Below are 21,365 nucleotides of genomic sequence, written 5' to 3' on the forward strand. Positions count from 1 at the left end.
TGATCGATCGACCGCAGCACCACCCACCCGGCGAGCGAGCAATCGACGCCTGCGCCACGGCCAGAGATCAGCCTTTACCGATACGGATCACGATCATCTGCTATACCGAAACCTTCACCAGAGGGCTGCGCTTCCCTGACCAGGTGACCAGCAGGAGGTCCCGCGCCCGCGTAGCAGCGACGTAGAGCAGGGACCGTTCGCGGAGGTAGCCGTCAGCCTTGGCCGAGTCGTCGTAGTCCAGGTCGCGCAGGGCGGCCGGGATCGAGCCGTCCCTCACCCCGAAGAGGATGACCTTCCCGAACTCGGTCCCCTTGGAGCGGTGCATCGTCATGACAACAGGCTGACCGGGCTTGGCCCCACCCGAGTCGACGCTCTGAGCCTTCACTCCCCTCTCGGCCAGACCGTTCACGACGCGTTCCTGCTGAAAGCGGTCCTTCACGAGCACAGCGAGGGTCTCGGCTGCGTCGCCCGCCTCGAGCCAACTCCGCAGCGCTGCAGCGGCCTCATCCAGCTCCTCGCTCTGAGTCGCGCACTGCACCATCCTTACCGGCGGTCCGCTCCGGGCGGACCGGTACCCCGTGTGGTCCTCTTCCTCGCCCGCGAGGTCGGAGTATTCCGCACCATCGAGAACCGACATCGCCCAGCGGAGGTTCTGCGCGGTGGTGCGGTAGTTCAGGGTGAGGCGACGAGCCCGGCCCACGACGTTGATCCCGTGGTGGGACAAAGTGATCCGGTGTCCGTAGATGCGCTGATGGGCATCCTCGGAGATGAAGAGGTCGTTGGGGCCGACCTCGACAGCGGCGCGCAGAAGTTTCCAGTGCGACGGCGAGAGATCCTGTGCCTCATCCACAAGGACATGGTCGAACACGCGCCCACGCCCTGCCTCGGCCTCGAGCTGCAGGTGCTTGGCCGCGAGCGCCGCGACCTCAGCAAAGTCCACGCGGCCGTGAGCGCGGCCGCTCGCGCGGTAAGCGGCAACCACGTCCCAGACGGCCGTCCTCCTGGAACGGTCGAGGGCCACGCCCCGGCCGGGGCGTCGCACCCGCAGATACTGGGTCAACGTCGTGATCTCGCCGGGCAGGATGACGGCGGCGTACTCGTCCTCGAAGAACGCGCGGCTCCGCAGATTGTCGGGCACGTTCTGCCCGGCAACGCTGATGGCGTCGTCCCATGCGGCGTGGGGCGTGCGCTCCAGGACATCGAGTGTCGCAACGCCCAGAACAGCCTCGGTCGCCTTCGATATGGCGGCCTGAGCCTCACGAACCACCTGAGTGGCGAACGCGTCGATCCCGTTGACGTAGATGCCGGGTTTCCCGATCGACGCTGTCAGGGGGGTGTCGGCATCCAACCGCAGCAGGTCTCGCTTCAACATGTCCGCCAGATTCCGCGTGAAGGTGGTGACCAGCACACGCGGTGTCGGCTCGCGACGGACGAGGGCACGACCCCGGTGGAGGATCACCACGGTCTTACCGGTGCCTGCCCCACCGGTCACGCGAGCCGGGCCCTTGTAGTCCTTGTCGACGAACCGGCGCTGCTCCGGGTGAAGGAACACACGCCACGCGCCGAAGTCCCCCTCGTTGATGACCCGCTCGAGCTCCTGGTTGGACTCGATCCACGCGAAGGTCAGCTGTCCGGCGGGCTTGCGCAGCCCCTCGATCAGGGCCTCGTCGGACTGTGTGTCCACCTCGGCGGGCTTGCCGAGCCCCAGTCGGTCGTTGATGTCGGTGATCGACAGGCCGCTTGCGAGGTCCAGGACCGCCAGTCCCTGCCACTCGGCGGGAGCCGTTCCGGCCACGGTCAGAAGGTCGTCCTCGTCCGCTGCGGTGAGGACGCGCTCGGCGAACCGGGTCTCGAGCCCCAGTCCGTCCGTCAGGTCCTCCAGCCGGTATCCGTACTCCGCGAGGAGCGGCTTGGCCCCCGGAACATGAGCCGTGGCCTTCGCCGCCGACACAGGCGCCGGCGCAAGGCTGGCGGCTACCGCGGCCTCGCCGCTCTCGATGATCTCGGGCACTCCCGAGATCGGGTTGAGCGTGAGCCGCACCTTCTTGGCAACAGCAATCGCGTCGTCGTGCGGCCAGATGCCGTGCAGCACGTAGTCGACGCTGTTCGGCGTCGTGAGCTGGAAGAGGACCGCGCGATAGCCCTGGTCGACCCGTCCGGTGCGAACACGGCTGTCGACGCTGTTCAGGATGGGTTCGATGTGCAGCCCCGGTAGCGCATGGTCCTCGTTCAGCTTCTCCAGGAAGGCGAACGCCTTGGCGCGCAACGCCGGCTCGAGCTTGCTCACCGTCTTGGTGATGATGACCGACATCAGCGGGCTCCCTCTCCTGCGCTGAGCGCCTCGACAATTGCCTGCACGTCCGGATTGACGACGCGCCACCCGTCGGTCCGGAGGTCGGCGACCGTTTCGTCGTCGACGTCCAGGACAACGACGACTCGCTCGTCGGGCCAGACGAAGTCGACCGGTATGCCGTCCGCGACCTCGGCACCATAGACGGGGGCGCCGACACCCGCCTGCGCGAGCGCCGCGACCAGCACGCTCTCGTCGCCGCGCCCCACCTCGTCCAACAGCTTCGCCCACGCGGGTGACACCCCGTCGGGCACTTCTCGCTGTCGCAAATCGACCGCGACGACGCCCTCGGCCCGCTGGACCTCCGTCGAGGAACTGCTGACGAGCGTCACGGGGTGACCCGAACCAGCGAAGGCATTGCTGAGCTGGAGCCAACGGCGCCACGACGCCGGATGGTCGCCCGACGTGAGGGCCGACTCCCGGTCGTCGATCACGACCACCGTCTCGACGGGCACCCCGTGACCGATGTCCACCACGGTCAGCACGCCGACGTGCCCGGCTCTCCACCACAGGCCCTGCGACGAACCGTCCCCCGCAGCCACCGCGTCGCCGGTCATCAATCTCAGAGCGGCATCGTTCGCGGCCACACCGTCGAGGCGCCCGATCGTGGTCACGCCGGGCTGACTCGCGACCAGCAACCAGACCGCGTTCGCCAGCGCCTGGCGCGGCGCGTGATGCGGCTGCTGGATCCACGCGACGAGGAAGTCCATCGGCCCACCGCGCAGCACGTTGACGGCATCCTGGTTGAAGCCGCCGCCGGGCGCACTCGCCGGCTGTGCCATGAGCGCAGATGTGACCTGCGGACTCACCCAGTCGTAGTCGGGCGCCTTCGACTTGTCGTCGGCCAGGTCCGCATCCGTGAGTGCCAGGACGACGTGGTCGTTGACGCGCAACGTGTTCCGCTTGCCGGCATCGTCAGCGATCCGGTTGTGTTGCGGCGACGCGTGATAGGTCCAGCCGTCCGTGAAGATCGCGACGGGGGCGATGGTCGGGTCCGACGACCGGAGGACAAAGTCGGGCTTCGATCCGTGCGTGAGCTGCTGAGGGGTAAGAGTCCAGACCCGCGCGTCGTTGGGCAGCGTGACCGTGATGATGTTGCCCGACGGTCCGGGCTTCTCCTTCACCGTCGCGTTGATCGCTGCCATGCGATCGGCGAACACCTTGCGGAACAGCAGTTCCAGGGGGGACTCTCCCGATCCTGCCCCGACTGCCCCCTCGGTCACGACCCACTGCGGGGACTCGGCGCCGACAGCGGCGCCCTCCTCCGCGTGGTCACCGAGCAGGATCGCGCGGAGGTGGCGCTCGGCCGCGACGCGCGACAAACGCTCGGCACCGAGACCACGTGAGAAGGGCAGAAGGCATCGGTGGCAGGCAAGCCGGTTCTCCAGGCGACACTCGCAGTTCGCGACGATCCGATACGCGGTGGCGAGCACGCTCCAGATCTCGTCCGGGTCCACGAGGTCGGTCAGGTAGCCGGTCCCGCCGGGCACCGTGTCATGGAGCAGGAGCGCGTCGCGGACCTCACCGGGTGCACCGTCTGCCACGGGAACGGGAACCGTCACGACGGCGATGTGGTCGGGGTTGCCGCCCATGCGCTCGCGCAGTCCGAGGAGCAGCGCGGCTGCGAGGCTGGGCACCGCGAAGGAGTCACCCAAGGTCACAGCCAGTGGCAGGGTCAGGCTGAGGGCCTGCGTCGTCAGCGATCGGCTGAGCCCGACCGACCGCGTGGCCTCCGTGGTGGAGAGGCGATGCGGGCACCACGGCCGGTGCTCCGAGCGGGCGTTGGCGTTGGTCTCACTGTCGGCCTTCCCGCACGAGGCACATACCCGGAAGAGGGTGTTCGGGATGCCCGTCCCGGCGACAGTTCGGGCCAGCACGGCGCCGGCTCCGACGCGCCCGGCGTTGATCCACCTGATGTCCATGGCACGGTAGAGGGCGACGCCGAACTGCGCATCGCCGACCGTCCACTGACGCGCGACCTTCGCCTGGTCGAAGTCGGGGGCGGGGACGATGACGAACTGCGCCTTCTTGCGCTCGTCACGCGACTCGCCGATGCGGTGCTCGTCCCGACGCACCTCGCTCATGACCCGGGCCAGCTCGACGACCTCGAGGCGCTGGCCCGCGTCGGCGATCTGCCCGCTGCCGCAGCGCGGGCACGTCGACACCGTGACGGGTCTGCCGCCCTGTTCGAGGTCCACGCCGTAGCCACACCGGTCGCACCACGCCCACCGCCGGATGAGGTTCGCCTGGCTGCCGAGGTCGAGGCCGTCGATGTCCATCTCGAGGCCTCGGGCGTAGAACGTCGCGCCGGGGGCGAACTCGCGCAGGGCGTTCGACGCAGCGCGGTTGAAGCTGCGCGGCTCGGAGACGAAGTCGTTCGTATCCGGGTCGCGCCACGTCACCGAGACGTCGAGCGTCACGGTGTCGTCGAGCAGCGTGTAGTTGGGCAGGAGGCCATATTCCTCGAGCGCCGCGATCCACGGCTTGGTGCGGTGGTCGTCGTGGTGACGCTCGACGAGGATGAGCGCGGACCGTGCCGATCGGAAGTCACGCTTGTCGTCGTCGGTGGCCGCAGGTCCCTCGGCTGCGGCCTTGAGGGCGGGGATGGTCTCGAGGATCTCCTTGCGGCGATAGGCGAGCTCGGCGTTGAGCGTGCCCCAGCGTTGCGAGGCGCTGTATGCCGCCGAGGCCAGCCCGCTGGTGCCCGCATCCACCGCTCCCTCCGCTGTCAGGGACGGCGTGGCCCACTCGACGAGCCCGTCCCGAGCGGCGTCGCTGAGCGTCCCGAGGGAGTCGAGGAACGCGGCAAGACGGGTGACCGCATGCTCCTCGGCGTCCGCGACCACGGCGTGCAGGAACGAGCCCTCCCCTGCCGACTCCAGGGCGACGGCGGCCTTGCGGGGCATCCGTTGCGAGGGGTCCCGGGCCAGACCGTCGATGACCGAGGCCACGTACTGCCGTCGCAGGATCTCCTCGGCGTTGAGGTACGTCGCCGGCGGGCGCACCTCGCCGTTGATGACCGACAACGGGTCACCCAGGCGCGGCAGGTACTCCCCCCGCCCGGTGACGAATGCGAGGTTCAGCGCATTACCGGTGAGGCGTCCGGCGCGGCCGACCCGCTGGAGGTAGGACGCGACGGTGTTCGGCAGCGATGCGAGGACGACGGAGGAGAGGTCGCCGATGTCGATGCCCATCTCGAGCGTCGGCGTGGCGACGAGGACGTTGGGCGCACCCGGGTCGTTACGGCCGGTCTTGAAGTCGCGCTCGTATTCGAGTCGGAGCTCGTCGTCGAGCAGGCTCGAGTGCTCGCGGGAGACGATGCGGCGCATGTCTGCCGACGCGTAAAGGCGGCGGTAGAAGTTGTCCTCGCGAGCGGCGGCGCGGACTCGGCCCACGCATCGCACGCCGCCGCATCGGCTGCCGTCCAGCTGGGCGACGACCTCGGGTGAACCGCTCGACTGGCTGCGGCACACATCGCAGACAAGAAGTGTCGACATCCCGACGAGATCGTCGTCATCGATCGGGATGACCGAGATCGCCGTGGGCGGGATCGCGTAGACGGTCCCGCCGGACTCGGTGGCGGAGGAGGTGAGCACGTTCGCCTTGACGAGTCGCTCGAAGAGCTCGCGGGCGAGCTTGGCGCCGTGCTGGGCGCTCACGCCGAGCGACCGGGCGGTCCACACGGCATACCAGCTCTGGGCGGAGGTCACCTGGACGAGCAGCGCCTCCCGCCCGGCACCGGCTCCACCGACCTTCGGGAAGGCGGGTGCGGCGCGCCCTGGCGGGAAGGCGGGCATGCCCTGGGTCCGCGGTCGCCCGCCCCAGATGAAGTGCCGACGCCCGTCCGTGGCGAGGTAGCGAGCGAGCCACTCGTGCTGCACGCCGCCCTGTCGTCGCATGTGCTCCAGCACGCCACGCACCCACGCCACGACCTGCGCGTCGGATGTGGCCGACAGCGGGGAGTCGAGACGGTCGTCCGTCGTGGCGTCGAGGACCTGCCGGCCGACGGCGACGAGCTTGGCGGGCGGGCCCGCATCGACCTCGACGGCCACCGCGCCGGTGCGCTCGAGCGTCCGCCCGATGCCGGACTGCAGGCCGAACTCCAGGGTGGCGTCGAAGAGCAGCCGCCGCTTGACCCGGGCTCGGGCCTTGCCGCGCTCGCCTGCAGGAACGCGCGCGTCCCACCACGCATCGAACTCCTCCCGCCCGATGCAGTCGGGGGGGATCATGCGGTAGCGGTGGAAGATGTCGTCGCCGGCTTGCACGAAGACACGCTCGGCGAGCTCGTCGAGGTTGCAGCGCTCACTCCCGACGGCGGTCCGGAGCATGGCGCGGAAGGTCAGGGTGGCGGAGCGGGCCTCGACGAAGCCCGCTCGATGCGCTGCATCCTGCACGCTATCGGTGAAGACGAGCGACTTCTTCTCCGCTGAGTCGAGCGTCTCGGAGCCGAACATGCCCGACAGGCTGACCGACAGCAGGGTTGCGATCGCGGTGCCGAGGAAGCGGATCCCGTCCCGCTGCAGGCAGGACGGGCACGTCTCGCTTCTCGACAGGTCGTCGGCGTCCGGGCCCCGGTGGGTGAGAACGGGCAGGACGAGGCCCTTGAGCACATCGGCGGCGTCCGGGTCGGCAAGCTTCGGGCGCAGCGAGCGGTCGCCGACGGAGAGCCAGACGAGGCCGCGGATCTCCTCGGCCTCGTGCGCCTCGCCGCGCCCCAGGCTGCGGTCGGCCTCGGCCAGTGCGCTGAGCAGTGGGCGAAAGCGGCCTTCCTTCCGCGCGTGACGAGCCCGAATGCTCATGTCGTCCGCATGGAGGTCGTCACCGGTCGCCGCGAGCTCGACCCCCCAGCCCGACCGGCCGCAGTGCCGGCAGTAGACAGCGGGGAACGACGGTGGGAGCGGCTCCCCGTCGAGGGCGCCGACGCGGGGTCCGTCGTCGAACCACCGGAAAGCTGTCGTCATCGACGCGTCCCGGTCGACGCGCGTCAGCTCACGCACCCAGAGATTGAGCTCCACGGTCAGCGCGGCGCGCCCAGCCAGCGCCCGGACGTGACTCAGCACGGCGACGAGTGAGTCCACGACGGTCAACCGGTCCGCGGGATCGTCCAGCTGTGCGTTGGGGAAGAGGAGATACATGACGTCCACCAGCGACGTCGCATCCGCTGTCCGGCGCGCCAGCTCGTGCACGTCCGGGAGCACCTTGACGAGGGTGAGAAGCCGGTCCGGATCGGTGAGGTCGCCCAGTTCCGCGGTCGTGTCGGACGCCGCCTCGGCGGTCTCGCGGCGCAACAGGGCTCGCAGGACCGTCTCGGTGAGCATGTCGATGTCGTCGTGTGCCGCACGGCAGGCCGCCGCGAGCGCCGTGAGCTCAGGACCGACAAGGTTCCGCACGCCGATGGCGGTCAGCTGCTCAGCGCTGACGGCGTCCTCCGCCTTGCCGACCCACTCGTCGAGGGCCAGGCGGGACTCGGTGACGACGCTGTCCGGAGCGAACTGCTCGCCGAACACCGTCTCGGCGAAGTCGAGCATGGTCGACGGTTCGCCCTTGTCCCCGAGGGTGGCCGACGTGGCGACCGGGGTAAGTCGGCCGAGCGGGCGCGCCCGGTCCTCGGCGGTGACCGACGGGTCGTCGTCGCCCCAGTGACTCTTGAGGGCGATTCCGAGTCGGCGCAGCAGCATCGCGACGTCGGTCCCCTGGGCACCGTCGTAGGTGTGGAACTCGTCGAGGACGAGATAGGTGAGCGACATGGCGCTCTTGGCCCAGATCGGCTGGTCTTGCTGACGCAGCAGCAGCTGGTCGAGCATCTTGTAGTTGGTGAGGAGGATGTCGGGCGGCGTCTCGCGCATCGTGCCGCGGTCGTTGATGAGCCCGAGCCCGCTGACCTTCGTGCGCTGGACGCCCTCCTTCTCGCCGATATAGATGCCGGCGGTGACCGACGACAGCTCGGGCCGGGACGTCAGCAGCTGGGTGAGCCGTCCGGCCTGGTCGGTCGCGAGGGCGTTCATCGGGTAGAGGATGAGCGCCTTCGTGCCGGTGGCGCCAGCCCGGTTGGCCCGGACGCAGTGGTCGAGGATCGGGTGGAGGAACGCCTCGGTCTTGCCCGAGCCGGTGCCCGTCGTGACCAGGGTCGGCAGCGGGCGCGGCTTGCGCGGTCCGAGGTCGATCGTCGTGAGCCGCTTGTATGCCTCGGCTTGGTGGCCGTACGGGGTGAGACCAGGGTCCCAGTCGAGGGAGTCCCTCCATCCTTCGGCCGCAGGACGGAACGGGAGTCGGAGACGGGCGTACGGCCCCTTGAACATGCCGTCCTGCGGGTCCTCGAGGAACTCGCTCAGGGCCTGCGCGGCCTCGGGGTCGGCGAGGGCGAAGGTCGTCGTCAGGTAGTCGACCAGCCCCTGGCGGAGGTCGGCCGCCATGAGGGTGGGCAGGAGCTCCGCCATCAGACGCCCTTGGTCTTCTCCGCGAGGCGGCGCTCGAACTCCGCGTATGCCGCCCGCATGTCGGCCTCGCGGTCGAGGGTGCCGAACGGCAGCTCGTAGGTGTACACGACGCCGCTGCCCGGGTGAACCGCCTTGCGCTCCTCCTCGGTGATGGCGTCGCCCTTCCTGCGCCAAACCGTCAGCACCGAGTTCGGCACAAGACGACCTGCGGCGTCGAAGTACCAATCCCTCCGGTCATAGCCGTACAGCACTGGAAACTGCGTACGGTAGACGGTGCACAAGCCATCGATGGGAACCCCAAGCATAAGCGCAACAAGGGCGTCGATTTCCACTTGAGCATTTCGCCGATCCCCATCAATTCGCAGAGGAGTCGATTCGTCCCAATTCGATTCCAAAGTGACAGGGCGGACGCGCGGCAAGATCGGTGAGTCATCCCTAAAGCGCTCCGACCAAGAACTTTCCCACAACTGCTTATAGTCGTCGGTTAGGCAGTTTAGCTGGAGCGTGCGTAGCGTAAGCGACGAGAGAAGGGGGTGATCCATTTGAACTGGCAGCCGAGCGATCACGCCGTCCCGAATGTCGCCCTTGGGGACCACCCTGACACAGAAGTCAGCCAGCAGTGATGACAGGTAGCCTGCCAATGCAGCCACACTAGAGGGGTTCGTATCGCCAACAGGAAAGGTCGCGGCGAATACGCCGTCAACATGAGTCGCACCCGGAGGAACGATGGCGGGCATCAGCGTTCGCTCTCCCTTATTGTCCGCCCGCCGCCGCCATGCGACACGAAAGGTATCCATCGGCGATGGTTGTTCCGGCCCCCAGCCCCCATACGCCGCCCGAGCAACTCGAGCAGGGACGGCGAGCTTGAACGAGGTGCAGGGCTGAGACGAATCGGTTAAGGCTTCCAGGTCGTAGGCCGTCGTATCACGATGATTCTTCATGGATTGATTGGGCCACTTATTATAAGGAGTGTTGACCGAAAGGTGGGTCCCAAGAATCACAGACTCCTCCCAGGCGGAGACACCCCATGAGCGCACGATGCGCCCCGACTCTTGGTCACCACTCTCATTCCAGCCACGCGAATAGAGCAATGGCAAAGATGACAAGCGCGGGCAAGCGGACAAGGAGTCCAGGACCTCGGTAGTGCCGGAGTTGACCGCATAGAGCATGGGGGCGGACGCGGCGCTCCTGTGCGAGTCGTCGCCGATCAGGAGTCGGGCCCATAGTTCCAGAGTCTCTGCCTGAACATGCTGAATTCGCCTCTGGTGCGGTCGGACATCCCACCGACCGTCAAGGTCCTTAAGACCAGGCTCTTCTCCGGATCCGTCATGTCTGAGGGATCGAACGACCGTTTCAGGATGATAAAGGCCGGCAGCGTGCAGGAACGAAACCTTGGCACTGGACGCACGGTATACATTTACACCGAACGACTTCTGATTCTGAATCTCGAAAAGCTTCAATTCATTGTAGAATTGCCAATGACGACGCAGCCTGCGGTAGCTTTCACGCCTGAGGACAAGCGTAGAGTTGTCGGTGAAATGAGACTCTAGGTGTATTAGCGCTTGCACCCCCAAGCCGTGCGACGCCCTCCATACATGACTCATGAACGCGCGATACAGGTCTGGCTGGCCATCGAGCAAAGGGAAGTTCGAGGTCGAATTAAGGAACTCGGCGAGTACCGTCGTCTCACCCGCAGCAGCCTTGACGAGATCCCGAACTCCAGGAATCTCGAGCGTCTGTGGTAGTCGCTCCAATTCTTGCGTCGTCGTCACGGCTTCTTTCAGGTGCCACCACGGGTCTCCTTCGGCCAGCAGGTCATCGGTGTCGACGCGAGGACGCACCCACGGTGGGTTACCCACCTGAAGGTCGAATCCGCCGCGGGCGAAGACGGTCGCGAAATCGAGCTCCCAATGGAAGAAACCTTGCTGGCGCGATACCCGCTCCCCCGCAGCGACCCATGGGTACTTCTCCCGCACGGCGTCGAGAGACTGGGCGCCCCCCCAGTTGAGGTCGTCCTGCTCCTCAGCGTTGAGACCCTCCCACGAGGACGAGTCGCCGGAGAAGGTCTCCATCCACCGGTGCTTCGTCTGCGGAGGAACGCCGAGGATCGCCTCGCAGGCACGGATCCACTCGTCGAGTGTCGGGGCCTTGACCTCGGTCTCGGTCAGCGGCCAGAACCACAGCGCGCACCAGAGGTCCATGACCCGGCGCAGCCGGCGGTAGGCGCCGTTCTCGTCGGCCAGCGAAGCCTCGATCTGCTCGCGCGTGACCGCAGGTGAATGTTCGGGGGTCTCGCGGCCCCACAGTTCGATCGCGCGGCTCGACTCCGCCTCGGCAATGCGGAGGCGTCGCAGCGCGAACTGCCAGAGCTTCTCCACGCGCTCCCCGAGGGCCGTGAGCTGCTGGGTCTGCTTCGTGGTCGGCTTCGCCCTCATCGCCTTGCGCCACGCCTTGAGCGCGGTCACCGCCTCCGGCGCGAGAGCCGCAACGTCCTTCGGCACCTCGGTGGCCGAGCCCCAGCCCTGGGCGGGCAGGAGGAAGTGGTGGATCCGGCTCGAGGTGGCGCTGAACGCGACGCCCTTGTCGATGTTCTCGGCGAGCTCGGTCGGCGGCACATCGGTCGGTGTGGCGGTCAACCAGGACTTGTCCTTGACCTGGCTCTGCGAGTAGGTCGCCCGCCTCGCGCCGATGAGCGAGTTGCCGCGTCGGAGCCGGAGCCCGAACCACGGCGCGGACAGACTCTTGACCATGGTGTCGAGCCAGAGCGACACCTCGGCGAGTTCCACAGCCGTGGCATTGAGGTCGACCCCGTGCACCTGGTGCAGCGCGATGTGCGCCTTGACCTTCTGCAGCTCGTAGGCGTAGTCGTCGGGGTCGATGCGTGTGCCGAGCTCGTCCTGGCGCCGCTTCAGGTACTCCGCCGCGAGCTGCCGGACGGCCTCGATGGCGAACGCGCCCGACCCGAGGGCCGGCTCGCAGACCGTGAGGCCGAGGATCTCCTCGGCCGTCGTCGTGTGGCCGCCCTGGTCGAGCAGCTCCTCTAGGGCCTGCGACACGGTGAAGCGGGTCAGCACCTCAGGGGTGTAATACGACGCCGACTGCTGGCGTTCCCGGCCGGCAAGGCGGAAGACGAAGGTCCCCTTGAGGTGACGAACCGGTCGCATCTCCATCGTGACCTCGTCCTCGACCTTGACGAAGTCGGCCGGGTCGAGGTGGTCGGCACGCGTCGTCGGCACGACCCACGAGCCCTTGGAGGAGTCGCCTCCCTTGGCGACCTCGAAGAGGTCATCCTCGGCGAAGAAGCCGGTGTATGACATGAGGCCCTCGTATACCGCGCCGAGCTGGTTGATGCCGAGTTCGACGTAGGAGATGAAGCCGCGGTCCTTGCCCCTGGACTCCTTGCTCAGCAACAGATGCCGGAGCACCCGTTGGAGTGCCTCGTTGCCCAGGCCGACCTCGTCGATGTGCCCGACAGCCGTCGGCAGGAAAAGGTCCGCGCGCAGGGGGTTGAAGACGAGACCCCGCACCTCGCTCGAATCCTCGACGGAAGCCGGACCGGCGGCATACGGCGTGCCCGTGTCAACGAGCCGGAAGAGCGTGGCGAGCGACTCGAAGAGGTGGGTGCCCGCTTTGCTCTGCTCGGTATGCAGGTCGACAAGCGTCAGATCACGGAGGCGGTCGAGGCTGTAGCCCTGGTCGTACTCCGCGGCGCCGACGGGGAGGACCTCGAGCTCCGGGGACGCCTCGGCATAAAGGAGGAAGAGGATGCGGTAGAGGTAGCGCAGCGACTGGATGGCCAGCGGCTGCGCCTGCTGCTGCGGGAGCGGCTCCAGACCCTGCGCGGCCCGGCGGCGCACCACCTCGTTGGCGATGATCTCGATCGACAGGCGCACGCCTTCGCGGAGGTCCTTGGAGACGCCGACCGTGTGCTTGACCGAGTCGTCCAGCACCTCGGTCCACCAGATGTTGCCGTCGGCGTCGGGCCCGAGCGAATTCGCCTCGAGGCACGTGAGGGCTCTGTCGATCTCGCCGCCGCGCTTGGCGTCGTTGCGCTCGGCGACCAGCTGGAGGTTGATCGCCAGGTAGCGCCCCTCGGGCCAGCGCTCCTGCTCGGCGACGAGCGCCCACGGCCCGGCGAGCACCAGGGCGAAGCGGGGTGCGTCGTCACGCACGAAGAGGCCGGAGAGCAGACGGCTCACCGACGTGATCTCGGTGTCGTCGTCGGTGACGTAGGGCGTGGCGAGGGTGCGGGCATCCTTGGCCACGAGGTCGTCCACGGTCTCCGTCGCCGCGGCGGACACGATGGCGAGGGGCGCCGCGCCGGTGAGGCCCTGGGTGGAGACCCAGGTCAGCGGGCCCTCGTGGTCGAGGACGTACTCCCCGGTGTGGAAGCCGAGGACGGACATCAGCTCCTCGTTGACCTTCAGGGTCCGGTCGACGCGCGTCCCGTCGTCGCCGTCGGCCGCGAGCCCGACGAAGGCCCGCTCGAGACCGCCGCGTGCCTCGGTGAACCGGTCGCGGCTCGTCGTCGCCTCCTCGGCCTCCCACGCCCTGCGGCGCTCGATCACCTTGGCGTTGAAGGACTGCGAGGTTGCGTCGGTCGTGAAGTAGTGCTCGCTGATCCAGTCCTCGCCGACGACGAAGGCGTCACTGACGGGCATCTCAGGCTCCCCCGGTGGATGGTGCGGTGTGTTCGGTGTCGGCGACTTGATGGTCTTGCGGGACCACGACGAGCAGAGGGCGGACCAGACGGCGGTCGGGCTCACGGCCGGCGGCGAGCCGCTTCTCCTCCTCGACGCCGACGCGGCGCTGCTTGATCTCGCTGCGCTGGATGAGCGCGTCGGCCTCGTGGGTCCAGTCCTCGACCCGGCTCGACCACTCCTCCACCTGCTTGCGGGCGGTCTCGGCCGCGAGGGCGAACTGCCCTTCCATCCGCGCCCGCGCCTCAGCCACGGCATACGGGATCAGGCCCGTCAGTGCGTCTACTCCGGAGGCGGGACCAGGGTTGGTCATGCTTGTCGTGATGCCGTGCTGGCGGAGCATCTCGGTGGCCGAGTCATGGATCTCGACCACGGCGCTCTCGGGCCGCTCGGGGTTGAGGAAGACCACCGAGATCCACAGCGATGAGACCGTGAGGCCGCGCTTGTTCGTCAGCGTGCCCTGCAGGAGCACCGTCGGCCGGTCGACCTGCCCTCGGACCGCCGCGACCTCGTTGCGGGACAGGGCCGCGAGCGCGCGATCGCTGACCCAGTCGATCACGGGATGGAGCGGGCCGAGGAAGTGCGCTTCGGGCCACGACGATCCGGAGTCGTCGGCGAGCGCCGCCTGGAGCAGGGCCTTGCCCTGGGCCTTGGACGTCGCGAGCTTGAGTCGCTGCGTCACCCGGCGGTCCGCGAGGTAGTCCTGCGGCAGGACCTCGAGGCGCTTGCGCAGGTCTGCGGGAGGCACGAACTCGACGATCTGCTCGGCGGCGTGGCGCCGCCAGCTCACACCGCCCGAGCGCCCGTCCGCGCTCGGAGCGGACTCGGGAGTCGTGAAGATGTGTGTGAGGGCTTCTTCGAGGAAGTCGACGTCGGCGGCATACAGCGATGACTGGCTCGTGGCGGCCGCCTTCGACTCGGTGGCGGGCGTGGGCTCGGCGTGGATGGCCTGCAGGCGGGCGAGCAACCCGAGCACGCTGTTGTCGCCCGCAACCTCCTGCGGCGTGGCCACGACGTCGTCGAGCTCCGCCTGCCCCGCGAGAACCTTGCGAATCTCCTTCTCCTCGGCGTCGACGTCGAACTTGCCCATGAGCGAGGCGGCGTCGCCGAGGGCCGTGTGTGCCTCCTGCTCCTTCTCAAGGAGACGGGTGAGGACCCGCAGGTCACCGGAGAAGGTGTCGTGGCTCGGCTCGAGCAGGAGCGTCGTGATCTGCGGCGCGTGCTTCTGCCCGTAGCGGTCGATGCGGCCGTTGCGCTGCTCGATGCGGATGAGCGACCACGGGATGTCGAAGTGGATCAGGTGGTGGCACTGGAGGTGCAGGTTGACGCCCTCGGACGCGACATCGCCGGTGACCAGGATGCGGATCGGCGAGCTCTCCTGCTTGAAGCTCTCGACGATGGCCTGCTGCTCCTGGTCGGCGAGGCCGCCGTGCAGGATCGTGACGGCGTCTGCTGGAAGCTTGAGGTCGCGGCGGAGGTTCTCGGCGAGCCAGTGAAGCGTCGCGATGCGCTCGGCGAAGACGACGGCGCGCATCGGCCGGCCCTTGCCGACCCCGATCTCGGTGAGGCGGTCAAGGAGGGCGGAGTACTTGCCGGACCCGTTTGCCGTCGCGCGCGAGGCGTCGGCGGCGAGGATCCCCAGGCGGGTGAGCGCCTCACGTTCGCGCGCCTCGTCGGGGCGGGTCGACGACAGCTTGGAGACGCGCTGCTGGATCGTCTCCGCAAGCGCCGGCGGGGAGGACAGGAAAGCCTTGGCCAGTGTCCACGGGAAAAGCGACGCTCCGCCGGAGTACGGGCTGGAGCCGCGCGGGTGCAGCCACACGTCGGCGAGCTCGGTGGCGACAGCGTCCTCTGCCGGGGATGCCTTGACCAGTCGGTGGACGGGCTCGGCCCGCTCCGCCCAGTCGGCGCCCACGACGCTGGCTACTTCCGGGCTGTAACGGTGGCGCCGGACCACGAGCCTGCGGACCTCGCTCTCGACGAGCTCGCCGCCGGCACGGACGGCCGTCGGCTCGAGGAGGCGGACCAGCTCGGCGAAGGACTCGTTCTTGCCGTTGTGCGGGGTGGCACTGGCCAGGATCAGGGTGTCGGTGTTCGGCGCGAGGACGCGCGCGAGGCGGTTGTTCTGGGTGTTCGAGTTGGTCACGCCGTGGGACTCGTCGATGACGACGGCGTCCCACCGGTGATTGCGCAGGTGGGCGAGGTAGCGGTCGTTCTTCAGCGTGTCGATCGAGATGATCGCCCGCTTATACATCGTGAACGGGTTGCGTGTGGCCGGGAGCTTCTGACGGACGCGCTGGATGCCCACGGAGTCGAGGCGGACGAACGGGATGGCGAACCGTGTCCACATCTCGTGCTGCATCTGCTCGAGGACGTGGCGCGGGCTGACGATGAGGATGCGCTCGCCGCGGCCGCGCCGGACGAGCTCGCTGAGGATCATGCCGATCTCCAGCGTCTTGCCGAGGCCGACGGCGTCGGCGAGCAGGACGCGGGGCCGGAGGTTGGCCGGGTCGAGGGCCCTGCGCACGGCGGCGTGCTGATAGTCGAGCGGGTCGGCGAGCGCCTGGGTGGACACCACCAGGCTGGGGTCGTCGACGGGGAGCGCCGTCTTGCGCAGTGTCGCCTCGAGCCACAGCCGGCTCCGGCGATAGCCGGGCGAGTCGTCGGCGACGACGGTCATCTTCGCGGGGTCGACGACGGTGATCGTGTCGAGCGACTCGTAGAAGGTCGCCGTCGTGTCGCGGACCAGCTCGGACAGACCACGGACGGTCAGGAGCTGACCGTCCGCCGTGGAGGTCACCGCCGTGACCAGCCACTCCTCGTCGCGGACCTGCACCACCGACCCCGGGGCGACCTCGAGGCCTGTGTCGTTCACGCCTGCGGTCATCCCCGCTCACCTACTCGCACACGCGCGAGGTTATCGGCCTCGGTCGACGCGCCCCCGGCTGGGACACGCGTTGCCCCGTTCACGGTCATCGCGATCCTCCGCCTCAACCCCCTCCATTGCGTCGGGGCCTACTGGAAGAGGGCTCCGAACAAGCCAGCAGCGGGTTTGTCCGGCATCCCGATGAGCGTGGCCCGGTCGAGCGTGAGGTTGAAGCGTTCACAGCTCGTCTCCGGGAGCAGGAGGCAGGCGTGGCAGGCGGCGAGGTTCATGCCGTTCACCCCCGACCCGGCCGACTCGATGCACACCGGGTCGGCCGTGCACCATCGCGCCCGGCGAATGCCGTTGGCGAGCGTCGTCAGGAAGCGGTCCTTATCGCTCAGTGCCGCAAGTCCGCCCAGGCTGCCGGCGCTGTCTGCCGTCGCGGTGTAGATGAGAATTCCCGCCTGGCCCGGCTCGTCGTACACCCGTTCGCGCAACGACGCCGCCGGGTACCCGGAGGTCAAGGACATCTCGTCGACGAGGACATGCGCCAGCGAGTGGAGGGCGAGCACTCGCGGCGACACGTCAAGCCCCGACGTCAGCGAGTTCCCCCCTACACCGGCCTGCGATCCCATGAGCAGGCGCGACCGTGACAACGCGAAGCCCCCGGTGGCCCAGGCCTCAAGGAGCCGTTCGTCCAGCCGGAGGAACACTCCCTCGCCCAGCACCTCGATCGCCGGCAGCCAGATGGGGTGCCCGGAGTCGGTCAGCGGCGCGACCGCGACGTCGTTCTCGCCGGTCGACGGGACCACCCGAGTGAAGCCCGTCAGCGCTCGGACCTCGCGCAGTCGACTCACTCGCGACACCTGGGCAACGATCTCCGGCACGCCGCTGTCGAAGAGGTCGACCTGCTCACAGAGGAACTGGTCGGAGGCCTCGACCGCGCCCCTGCCACGCACCAGGGCGGTGTACTCCTCGGCGCGCAGTTCGCGATCGCTGGGGGCTGCCTCGGTCGCGGCCGGGTTGCGCCAGCGAACGATGGCGCGCACCAAGTCGTCCGACGTGCAGCCCTCCGGTGGCCGGAGCCCGCGCGCGATCTCCTCGGCGCTCGCGTCGGGGTTGGCGTCGGGCATCCGCTTGGCGATGAACGTGTCGGCGATGTTGGGCACCGACGGGATGGAGATCGCCGAGCGCTGAACCGCGAACCACACATTCGAGGAACCGCGCTGGAGTGTGCGAAGCTCCTGGTCGCACGAGGCCTCGGATGTGCTCAACCAGGGCCGGGAGCCGGAGCACCTCTTGACGCCACGGAGGGCGGCGAGGTCGAAGGCCCCGGCCATGCTCCGACTCTGCCCGCACGAGCATTCCACGACAAGGTCGGACAGGGCGGACGTGTGGCCCCTGGCCACGAGCTTCAGGCTGTGGCCCTCGTGCCCCACGCTAGCGTCCTCGTGCACCCAGGCGCGGTAGGGGAAGTCCTCGATATGTCCGTTCATGCAGCAGGACACGAAGCGGGATGGCGACACCATCCCGTTGCAGCGGCCGCAGCGCTTCGTGTCATGGTCGGTGATGTCCCAGAAAGGGCCGAGCCGACGGCACTCGGTGCAGAAGGCCCACTCCGGGAACCTCACGGCGGGGACGTCACCCTTGCCCTTGCGCCAGGTCGGGGGGCTGCGGAACTCAGCGACCCCGAGGCTCCTGGCCAGCCGAGGTTCGGTGATCACGTCGCCCTTCGGCCACTCGTCGAGGCCGCAGATCATGACACTGTCGTCCTGCGCCGGCAGCAACGAGCCGACCCCGAAGGTCGTGACGAGCGACGTCCGTCGTGTCTTGGCGACGATCTCAACGCTCACGCCGGTTCCTCCTTCGTCGGATCAGGTAGACGGTGGACTCGGCGTCCACGTCTCTCATGCTGGTGAGGGTCGGCCAGGCCGGCTCGGCCGGAGGGAACGCGAACTCCGGCTCGTCCTTCCCGAGAACGCGGGAGGCCTCGACAAGCAGGGCGCCGCGCCACTTGTCGAACCATCCCTCGTAGTGAGAGACATGCGCGTCCGCCCAGTGGTCGATGAGCTCGGCGAGCTCGTCACGGATGGTCTCCGGCGACTCGTCCTCGGCCGGCGTGGCGCCCAAAGGACGCGCTTCGATGCTTCGCTGCACGATGAGGTCGGCGAGTTCGTCGAGCTTGTCGGTCCAGTCTCCCGCGTCGCGAGCAGCCGCGCTCAAACCGGCACCGGCGATGGTGTGGCGGGCGAGGGCGACCAGAACCGCGTGCAGCGCTCGGTCCCTGGCCCGCGGGGCGAAGGGCGTCGCGCCAGTGGCCTCGACGTGGCGGTAGAGCATCCGATGGTAAGCCGCAAAGTTCTCGTAGTGGGAGAGATCCCGGCTGCGTCCCGAGTTGTACACGGTGACGACCAGACCCGGCATACGGCGTCCGACCCGTGAGGTGGCCTGGATGTACTCGGAACTCGTCTGGGGCTGACCCATGACGACCATGAGGCCGAGACGGTCGACGTCGACGCCGACCGAGATCATGTTCGTGGCCAGGACGACGTCGGCCGCTTCGACGTCACCGCGAGGCTTCTCGAGGATCTCGAGCTCGTGCGGGATCTCAGAGGACCGCTTGCGGGAGGTCATCTCCCGGATCGCCTTCGGGTTCCGCATCGTCTCGCCACGCCGAGCGGCAATGACCTTCATCTGGTCCGGCACGTCGTCCATGACCTGGATGTAGGCGCCGCCCAGGATGCGGAGGCTGTTGAAGTAGCCGAGCAGGGTCCAGTAGAGGTCCGCCGAGGGGTCCTCCTGCGCAACCATGGCGGCCGACTGCAGGAGCGATGCGTACACGCGCACCATCAGCGTGGTCTGGCTGGCGCCGGGCGCCATGGCACCGACGTACTCACGGCTGGCCTTCTCGGAACGCGGAGCCTCGACGGCGAAGAACGAGTCACGCTGCGTCAGTCCGGGTGGAGGGAACTGCCGCGCGGTTCTCGCGAAGACCGCACGTACCTGGTCGGACGCACGGCGGATCGTCGCCGTCGACGCCACGACCTTGGCGGGTGCCCGGCGGCCCGCGATCCCGTCGACGGCCGTCTCGTACAGCCCCACCATCGTGCCCAGAGGCCCGCTGATCAGGTGCAGCTCGTCCTGCACGATGAGGTCCGGTGGCAGGTAGTCGAAGTTCGGGTCTGCCACCGCTCCCCCAGCCCCGAGCAGAGCCCCGACCTCACGCTTCCACGGCATCATGGCGAACTTGTCCACGGTGCCTATGACGAGCGAGGGGCGGTTGGAGTAGACGTCGCTGTCGATGATGTGCACCGGCAGGCCGTTGCGGAAGGCGCACGTGTTATTGCCGCAAGCCACCCGCATCCAGGCTCGGTCCACGATCTCGTAGTTGGTGTGGTCGAGCGAGCTGCCACACCAGGGGCAGCGCCTCAACTGGACCGGGTCACTGGCGTCCTCGTCAGCGTCGCGAGCACCCGGTCGGCGGGCTTTCTGCAGCACGCGACGCGCCGTGTCGACGTCGTTGGGGGTGGAGGCCTGGCCAACCCACAAACCGATCGAGATGGGCGCAGTGCCCGGCAGGTGGGCCTGGCGCTCGATCTCCAGGGCGCAGATGAGCCCCGTGGCGCGCTGGTACTGCTGCAGGGTGAGCAGCCGAAGCGTGTAACGCATGAGCACCGAGACTCCTGCGGCCTTCGGGTCGCGGAGGCGGCGCAGGAGGATCGCCATGCCGATGATCCCGAGGTAGGCCTCGGTCTTGCCGCCACCGGTCGGGAACCAAAGCAGGTCGGCGATACCCCGGTCGGGATGATCGGCGTCAGCCAGCCCGGACAGGTTCGTCAGGATGAAGGCGATCTGGAAGGGGCGCCAGCTCGCTGCACCTGTGGACTGCGGGTCACCGATGCCGCCGCTGCGGTGATGTTCCTGCCGGCTGCGCTGCTGAGCCATGGCGAGGTTCGTCAGCTGGAAGGCCCTGCGGACGTGCTCGTCCGTCCGCAGCAGCTCCAGTCCGGCTGCCATACGATCGGACGCAGCTCGTGCCTCCCGCATGTGCAGTTGAAGGGTTGCCTCCTCCTCGTCGTCCAGCGGATCGGTCACGGAGGCCGGCAGGCCGTCGATCCAGGTCCGGTAATCGGCGATGAGCCGTTCGAGCACGTCGAACGATTCGTCCGCGGCCAGCGCGTCCATCGACAGGTCGAGTCCGTCGCCGCCAGCTGCCTCGCTCAGGAGCAGCTCGTATCGCGGCAGATAGGTGGTGACGACCGCCTCCGGTTCGCTTCCCTCCCACTCCACAGCGCAACCGTGACCGACGGCGAACGAGCGGACGTCGCGGAAGAGCAGCTTCTGAGACCGGATTTCCAGCTCGTCCACCCCTGCGACCGTGGGAGCAGGACGCTCCCGCAGCGCAGCGTTCACGGCTCGAGCAAGGATGCGCGGGCGGAACCAGGAGGCTCCGTCCTTCTCGCCGTGCGGGGCCAGCTGAGTGTTGACCAGGGTCAACGTGACCGCGATGGTGCCACCCCGCGGCTCGCGGCTGTGGACGACGAGTTGCAGACCGTCCACGACGTCGAGCCGCTCGAGGCGCGGCGGGTGAACGGAGACGTGGATCGGCCTGTCCGGGATGTCGACCGCTCGCCATTCGGTGTCGTCGACGGACTCGTACCGCGTTGCGGAGACCCGCACCTCGAGACCCGCGTCAGGCGCCTGCTCGAGGGCGACTGTCAGACCCATGGATCGGGGATATCGGACGCGGGCCAAGGACACGCCGGGGTCGACGAGATTGTCAGGAGCGTCGCCACCGGTCTCGGCCTCGACGTCGTTCTCGACGTCCTCCTCGATGGACGTCTGAGCCGGTGCGTCACCATCGGCGTCCGGGTACAGGACACCCATCACGAACCGCGACAGGGGCGCCTCGGTGAGCTTCGCGTCAGCAGGCCCACCGAGGAGGTCCTCCGACAGACGCTGAAGCACCAGCTCCCGCGTGCCGTATGCCTGCTCAAGACCACGCATCCCAC

The 21,365-nt window shown here is 68.3% G+C and carries 6 protein-coding genes; all 6 read right to left on the bottom strand.

Features of this window, described 5'->3' with window-relative positions; genetic code table 11:
• Nucleotides 1-100: 100 nt before the first annotated feature.
• On the bottom strand, nucleotides 101-2,311 hold the full coding sequence (locus AC3ANM_RS04870) for a UvrD-helicase domain-containing protein (protein WP_488287017.1): 2,211 nt from the start codon (nucleotides 2,309-2,311) through the stop codon (nucleotides 101-103).
• Nucleotides 2,311-8,787: a DEAD/DEAH box helicase gene (locus tag AC3ANM_RS04875; RefSeq protein WP_488287018.1), complete on the bottom strand. Its 6,477-nt coding sequence runs from the start codon at nucleotides 8,785-8,787 to the stop codon at nucleotides 2,311-2,313. The genes AC3ANM_RS04870 and AC3ANM_RS04875 overlap by 1 nt, the downstream gene beginning before the upstream one ends.
• A complete protein-coding gene (locus AC3ANM_RS04880; protein ID WP_488287019.1) occupies nucleotides 8,787-13,448 on the bottom strand; it encodes a DNA methyltransferase family protein in 4,662 nt (1,553 codons plus the stop codon). Before AC3ANM_RS04880 ends, AC3ANM_RS04875 begins: the two co-directional genes overlap by 1 nt.
• A 1-nt stretch (nucleotide 13,449) precedes the next feature.
• Nucleotides 13,450-16,362: a helicase-related protein gene (locus AC3ANM_RS04885; RefSeq protein WP_488287020.1), complete on the bottom strand. Its 2,913-nt coding sequence runs from the start codon at nucleotides 16,360-16,362 to the stop codon at nucleotides 13,450-13,452.
• A 140-nt stretch (nucleotides 16,363-16,502) separates the two neighbouring features.
• The gene (drmB, locus tag AC3ANM_RS04890; RefSeq protein ID WP_488287021.1) at nucleotides 16,503-18,206 is read right to left on the bottom strand and encodes a DrmB family protein; all 1,704 of its coding nucleotides are present in this window, start codon (nucleotides 18,204-18,206) and stop codon (nucleotides 16,503-16,505) included.
• Nucleotides 18,196-21,360, bottom strand: coding sequence for a helicase-related protein (locus AC3ANM_RS04895; protein ID WP_488287022.1), 3,165 nt, complete (start codon nucleotides 21,358-21,360; stop codon nucleotides 18,196-18,198). Before AC3ANM_RS04895 ends, drmB begins: the two co-directional genes overlap by 11 nt.
• Nucleotides 21,361-21,365: the final 5 nt, after the last annotated feature.

The organism is Oryzihumus sp. JJN4-3R, from assembly GCF_057747915.1.